This window comes from Vibrio sp. AND4 (genome assembly GCF_000171815.1).
In the GTDB taxonomy this organism is placed as follows: Bacteria; Pseudomonadota; Gammaproteobacteria; order Enterobacterales; family Vibrionaceae; genus Vibrio.
Map to the genome: position 1 here is coordinate 22,830 of NZ_ABGR01000025.1, position 7,157 is coordinate 29,986.

Annotated in this window: 4 protein-coding genes; all 4 read right to left on the bottom strand. The window is 45.6% G+C overall.

Annotation, left to right across the window (positions count from 1 at the left end):
• Positions 1–73 precede the first annotated feature (73 nt).
• The gene (locus AND4_RS15840) at positions 74–3,463 is read right to left on the bottom strand and encodes a response regulator (protein ID WP_009843984.1); all 3,390 of its coding nucleotides are present in this window, start codon (positions 3,461–3,463) and stop codon (positions 74–76) included.
• A gap of 225 nt (positions 3,464–3,688) precedes the next feature.
• A complete protein-coding gene (gene rsmC / locus AND4_RS15845) occupies positions 3,689–4,714 on the bottom strand; it encodes a 16S rRNA (guanine(1207)-N(2))-methyltransferase RsmC (protein ID WP_009843985.1) in 1,026 nt (341 codons plus the stop codon).
• A 76-nt stretch (positions 4,715–4,790) separates the two neighbouring features.
• The gene (locus AND4_RS15850; RefSeq protein ID WP_009843986.1) at positions 4,791–5,876 is read right to left on the bottom strand and encodes an AI-2E family transporter; all 1,086 of its coding nucleotides are present in this window, start codon (positions 5,874–5,876) and stop codon (positions 4,791–4,793) included.
• 360 nt (positions 5,877–6,236) lie between these two features.
• On the bottom strand, positions 6,237–7,157 hold a 921-nt coding region (locus AND4_RS15855), incomplete at its 5' end, for a glutamate-1-semialdehyde 2,1-aminomutase (protein ID WP_009843988.1).

Here is a 7,157-nt window from a genome sequence, read left to right on the forward strand (position 1 = left end):
GGTGCATGGAAGTATCATTGATGCCGATAGGAAAAAAATAGCCTCGCTGAGTGGCGAGGCTGGTAGGCTTGTTTCAGCTGGTAAGGAGCCTTTGCATCTTATCGCGCTGAGCTTCGATATAAGCGCGCTCTGGGCTTTGTTCTTTGCAGTGTTCCAAGATGAACTCTATTGAGCTTAGTACTGTTCTCCAGCGTGGTGTCTTGGGCAAGGTTTCAATCCGCATATACTTATCGAGCGTACGTGTTTGTAAGGTACTGCGGTCGAGATAAACGCGCCATAAACCACTTTGTTCAGCAAAGGCAAACTTGGTTTCTCCTGTCACTGATTCCCAGTATTCTAACGCGTGAGTCATGGTGTCGACTAAGACTTCGCGCATCAGTTCTTGTTTGTCCTTTTTGTTGCCCAATGCTTTATCTGCGAGGCGAGTAAATTCACCACCGAGCTCTTTTAGTTTTTGTAATTGGTCTTTGTCGCCATCAAATGCGTAGCCTGAGAGTACCTCTACCGCTGTCTCTAGATTGTGGATGCGAGCTGCATTTACCCCCCCTCCTACATTGAAGATGTACATGACATCCAAGCCGGAACCCTCAGGTAACTTAAGGATGTCAGCTTCGATGTTTTGACGAATATCTTCAATGTAAATATCAATCTTGCCACAATAGTGTGGTTGCTTAACGGTAAGAAATTTAGGGGCAATCAATTCATCTGCTGAAGAACGTTTTAGTTGTTCTAAACTGCGTTTGAATAACTTACATGCGGCGTCGTTGGCAAAGCGAATACGCTGGTCTTCACGAAGACATATAATGGCTTCAGGTGCCGATTCTAACTGCTCCAACAATCGACCTTGAGTCTCAAGCAGGCTGGCTTCGGTTCTGGCTCGTTGGCGTAATTCGGACTCCAACAATTTGTTTTCGATGTGGCGCATCTCCGCTTTGCTTGCGGTCAAATGGGCTTGAATGCGTGCTGCCAACTCTTGTTTATTGAATGGTTTGGTTAGGTAATCGTTCGCGCCTGCTTCAAAGCCCTTGACACGATCTTCTGTTTGGCTCATCCCTGTAAGCATAATGATTGGCAGTTCTGCATGATCGAAATGTTCACGCAGTTTGCTGCATACCTGATAGCCACTCATGCCCGGCATCATAATATCAAGCAGTAATAATTCAGGCTTTTCTTGTTCAATTAAAGCGAGAGTCTCAGGGCCGTCTGCAATGGTGCGAACCCGATAGCCCTCGAGCCTCAGGAAGCTTTCGAGAATGCGCAGATTGACGGGTTCATCATCGGCAACGTACAGCAGGGGACCATCAGGGTTCTCTGGTAGAGATAAGTCTTCATCGCTTGTAAAGTTGGCTTCTTCAGGAATTTGGAAGTGTTCGCGAGCGGTCAGGCTCTCTGCCGCTTTGATTTCTTCCTCACTGGCCAGTGGTAATGTGAAACTGAATGTCGTCCCAACCATAGGCTGGCTGCTGACATACAATGTACCGCCCATCAATTCGATAAGCTGGCGGCTGATGGATAGACCTAAACCAGCTCCTTGGCGGTAACGACTGGCATCTTGACCTGCTTGGATTAAAGGCTCAAAGATATGCTCTAAATACTCTGCTGGGATTCCCTGACCAGTATCGACCACTTGCACGCGGACTTGTTCGTCAATTATGTTTGCAGAGATGACGATTTTACCTTCTGAAGTGTGTTTGATGGCATTACCAATCAAGTTATACAACACCTGCTCTAAGCGCTGAGGATCAGCAGAGACGGCTTTTAAATCCGCTGGAACTTGGTTGATGATACGAATGGTTTTATTGCCCAATAAATGACTTGAAAGCTCCAGAACTAAACGGGTGGCACTGGCTAGGCTTACTGCGGATTTCTCGATATCCATGCTGCCGTAGCGCATCTTGTGATAATCCAATAGATCATCCACAAGGTTAGCGAGGCGCTGACCACTCTTAATGATGATGTCTAATTGATACTTCTGGCTGGCAGGAATCCCCCCATTTGCGCCGGACACTAAGGTTTCAGCAATGCCAATCATACCGTGCAATGGGGTACGCAATTCGTGAGACGTTGTGGCTAGAAACTCATCTTTAAGTTTGTCTGCTAACTGCAATTCTTGGTTTTGCTTTTGGATTAGCTTGATGTTGCTTTCTAATGCCTCGTTTTGCTGCTTAATGGTTTGGATCTTTTCACGAATGGAACGTTGCATCCGCTCAAAACTGATCGCCAAGCGTCCGATCTCATCTTTTCGCTTGGTATTAAAGGTGCTCTCGTCCAGATCGCCAGCAGACACTCTCTCGGCCGCCCAAGTCAACTTAAGAAGCGGTGAGGTGATGAAGTTGGACAAGTAGTGTGACGCAATCACAACCAAGATGATCGCAACTAGCATTGCAATCACAAATAACTTCTCAAGTTGGTGGACTCGCGTAAATGCCTCTTTCTCAGGAAGTTGGACCACGAGCGCCCAAGTGAGGCCGCGAGTCTCAATGGGCGCGAACGCAGCAATCATCTCTTCACCCAGACGGTTGCTGTAAGTACCAACTTCCGTTTTACCTGCCAAAGCCTTATCGACGATCGGTAAACTGTTCTGGATGTCTTCTTGTTTGGTGTTAATGGTGCGAGGTTTGTGGTCGTCGCCTACCAACAAGGTTTCAATTGAAGAATCACGATTGATATCCGCGATCAGTTTGGTGATGCCATTGTTCGGGAGGCGGAACATTGCGTAGCTATGCAGATAGCCTTGCTGCACAATAGGCGCCCCAAGCCACGCGACGTTCTTGCCGTTTTCGATATCAAAGTCTGATACTACAATGGGCGTATAGTCTTCATTCAATTTACGGCCTGCTCTCACATCCTCAGAGAGACGCTTAAATGTTTTACCCAGAGTGGTACCTTTGTAGTGGCTACTGAGTAAGTTGGCACCGAAATTTTCATCTTTGTTGATCGAATAAGTGACATTACCGTCGATATCAACCAGCAAAATGTCATTGAAATCAGAGCGCTTTAGTAGCTCAAGGTAAGCCCAGTGATAACGTTTATGCAGAAGTCGATAGCGTTCGCTGCCAACATAGTTGGAAGATTCGGGTAACATCAACGTTTTTATCTGATCACCGCTGCCTTGGATGTAGCGTTGTTGTGCATTTTCTCTTGCTTCAACGATGTCCTGACCCAAGCGGCTAAAGGCGTTGACCAAACCATAGAAGCGTCCGCCACTCGCATAAGCTAACTCTGAGCGAACAAAGCCCATCACTTCCGTTTCTTGAGCTGCTAGGTAATCAATGATTTGTTGTTGTTTGGTATCACGAACTGAGAGCAGGTGTGATGTGCTCTGTTCTTCCAAATCTTGACTATGGGAGTGCAGAAAGAAAAGGGCAATGATGATCAGTGGCGTAATACTAAGAACCAAAAACGCGGTCATTAGCGTGCTTTGCAGGCGCTTAAATTTCTGCTTTTTGTAGAATTTAAACATGGATAAGATTTCAACTCATTAAAGGGCAGCCGAGCTTACAGGGGCTTACCGAAGTTCTCGTTAAAATGAACAAGAAGTTAAATGCGATAGATTTAACAAAATTAGCGAGTTTTTTTTCTTTGACAAGAAAGTTAACTGCAAAGCGTGGGGAGTAACGCAGTTTTTCATTGGGTTTGGCTGTTTTTTATAAAGGGTGGCGCAAGATTTTACCTGCGCCAAGATGTTTTAAGACTTTTTAGCGTAATAGATCGAGAATTTGTTGGTCTTATTCAGCGTTTCACAATGATTGAATGCTTTTTCAATAATTGGTGGGTATTTCAAAAAGCTATTAGCAACGATAATCATCTCACCCTTGGGGGCCATATATTGTGGAGCTTGACCTAACAATGTTTCTGCAGCGCTGTAGTTGGTATCTAAGCCACTGTGGAATGGCGGGTTACTGATGATAAAGCGGTAATCATTGGCTGTATCGGAATAAATGTCTGAGGCAAAAACTTGGCCTGATATATCGTTAGCTTTCAATGTCGCTTGGCTAGAAGTGATTGCGTATGCGTTGATATCACACATATCAATGGTAATTTCTGGATTTGCTTTCGCCATAAATGCCCCGAGCACGCCAGCGCCACAGCCAAAATCGAGCACTCGTCCAGACAGTTTAGGCAAAGTCTCGAGTAACAAGCGGCTACCTAAGTCAAACTCACCATGGCTAAAAACGCCTGGTAGACTTTTAACGGTAAGTGATTGCTCACCCAGTGTCACAATATAGGACTTAAACCAGTCAGCCTGGTTGAATGGTTTAGGTTGATGTAAGCAAATGCCCCAATAGAACGAACAGCGACGAGCAGAATCGTATTTTTTGACTGACCCGTAATCTTTGAACATTTTTTCGATGCTCTTGATACCTGACCGGTTTTCACCAACGATGACGATTTCAGTATTGAGGCCTAACTTAGCCATCAACATTGCCAGTAAATATTCAGCTTCTGCCTTCGCTTTTGGCCAGTATAAAAGCACCATGTCTGCTTTAGTCTCACTATCAAACTCTGAACCAAAGTGGCTCTTCACCTTGTCCGATGTACGAATTTGACGATAGTAACTGTAATTAGAAGTAAACACTTCAACGGACGCACAATGAGCCACTAGCTCAAGAGGAAACAGATCTTCAACTTCCCCAGCAACTAAAACGTGTTTGCCGTTGAAGTATTCAAGTTGGCGCTGAGCTATTTGGCTAGGAGCAATATAAGCAGACATAAATTGGGTTCATCAAAAATAATTAGGGCCAGATTTTCGCATAATCTGGCCCAAGCTTGAAGTGAATAAGCGGTGGTTAGCTATTGTCTTGTCGGTTGAGGAAGTCTTTAAATTCCTCTTCGTAGATGTTGAACAGTACCATGGTCACAGCAAAGACCAACGGGCCGTAGATAAGACCAATTAAACCAAATAGATGCAAACCACCTAAGAGAGAGAAAAATATCATTAGTGTGTTCATGCCGGAACTGCCTTGCATCAGCAGTGGGCGCAGTAGGTTATCGATGGAGCCCACAACCACGATGCTCCACACGGCCAAGAAGATTGCCCAAGTGGTGTCACCGGTTAAGAACAAATAAGCCGCAGCCGGAATCCAAATTAACGCAGTGCCGACAACAGGGATAAATGATGCAAAGCCCATCATGGTGCCCCAGAAGAGGCCAGGGAAGCCTGCGAGCCACATACCAATACCGCCTGCAAGTCCTTGAGCGATGGCCGTCAGGAATGACCCCATCACAGCTGATTTGGATACTTGCTCAATTTCAGTCAGAATTTTGTCTTCTTGGCTGCGAGAAAGGGGCAAGATATGGCGCATCGCCGAAATGATTTTATCGTGGTCACGCAATAGGAAGAACAGAACGAACAACATCAGGAAGAAATCCATTAGGAAGTTGGTCGCATCCCCTAGGATTTTTGCACTGATAGCGACAAGGTTTGAGCCAAATGAGGTTGCGAACTGACCAATCTTTTCAGCAATGGCTTGTGGTTCGATTTTGTCGAAAGGCAAGTATTCATTAACCAGCGCTAAAGCCTTGACAACAAATGGGTGCTGAAAGATATCTTGAATACCACCATTGGTCACCCAGGCGTAGGTGTTTTGTGAAAATACCGAACCTTGTTGCACAATCGCTGCAAACACAAACAACAGTGGAATCACAATGATAAAGGTGAGAACCACACAAGACAGCAATGACACCAAGTTTTTGTGGCTTGGCATTTTTCGTTCAAACCACTCATGTATTGGGAACATGAGCAAAGAAATAATAAACGCCATTACGATCGAGTTGATGTAAGGCTCGACTAATAAATAGCAGGCAAAAGCAGCGGCGAGTAGCGCAACAACTAGCACTCGATGACTCGACGTGATTTTTACATTATTTGGCATAGGATTAATCCAATTTACGGATGATTTACGTGTTACGCCTTATACCATAGCGCAAGTTCTTGATTACTTGGCACCTAACTTTCTCTCAAGCTTATGACGATCTTGAATTGGGAAGGAGCAAGTATCCTTGTTATAATGACCACAAATCAGTCGGTTATCAATCAAGAGATAGAAATATGGGTTGTTGTAACGGTGATAAAAAGTGTCAGAGCGAGAAGAAAGCTAAGCGTATTCCGTGGTTTGGCATCGTAATTTGCGTGTTAGTAGTCTTGGTGCTTTTTAACTGGCAAGCATGATTCAGGCAATAAAAAAGGACCTTGAAGGCCCTTTTTATGAATAGATATTGCGGAGAAAGCGCGTTTATTTCGCTTCTTCTGCCAGGATCGCGAAACAGCGATCGGCGGCTTCTAATGTTGCGTCGATTTCTTTGGAACCGTGAGCAAGAGATGTAAAGCCTGCTTCGAATGCTGATGGTGCAAGGTATACACCGTGCTCAAGCATCAGGTGGAAGAAACGTTTGAAGCGCTCGACGTCGCATTTGGTCACGTCTTCGTAGCACGTTACCGTTTCTTGATCTGTGAAGAAGAAACCGAACATGCCGCCCACTTGGTTTACCACCATTGGGATACCATGTTTTCCTGCCAGTGACTTAAAGCCTTCAGCAAGCTGCTTGGTTTTCTCAGCAAGGCGTTGTTCGTTGCCCTCTTCTTTAAGAAGATTTAAGCACGCAAATCCTGCCGCCATCGCTACTGGGTTACCAGAAAGAGTTCCCGCTTGGTAAACAGGGCCAGTCGGTGCAACGTATTGCATTACTTCTTTACGACCACCAAAAGCACCCACTGGCATACCGCCTCCGAGCACTTTACCTAGCGTCGTCAAGTCAGGCTTAATGTTGTAGTGCGCTTGTGCGCCGCCTAAAGCAACACGGAATCCCGTCATGACTTCATCAAAGATCAGCAACGCGCCTTCTTGATCACAGATTTCACGTAGGCCTTCGTGGAAGCCCTCTACTGGTGGAATACAGTTCATATTACCAGCGACTGGCTCAACGATAATACAAGCGATCTCACCTTTGTTCGCCGCAAATAGTTCACGAACAGAATCTAGATCGTTGAATGTTGCGGTAAGCGTGTGCTTGGCAAAGTCTGCAGGAACGCCCGGAGAGCTTGGTTGACCAAGCGTGAGTGCGCCAGAACCTGCTTTGACGAGTAAGCTGTCCGCGTGTCCGTGATAGCAGCCTTCAAATTTCATGATTTTGTCACGACCAGTAAAGCCGCGAGC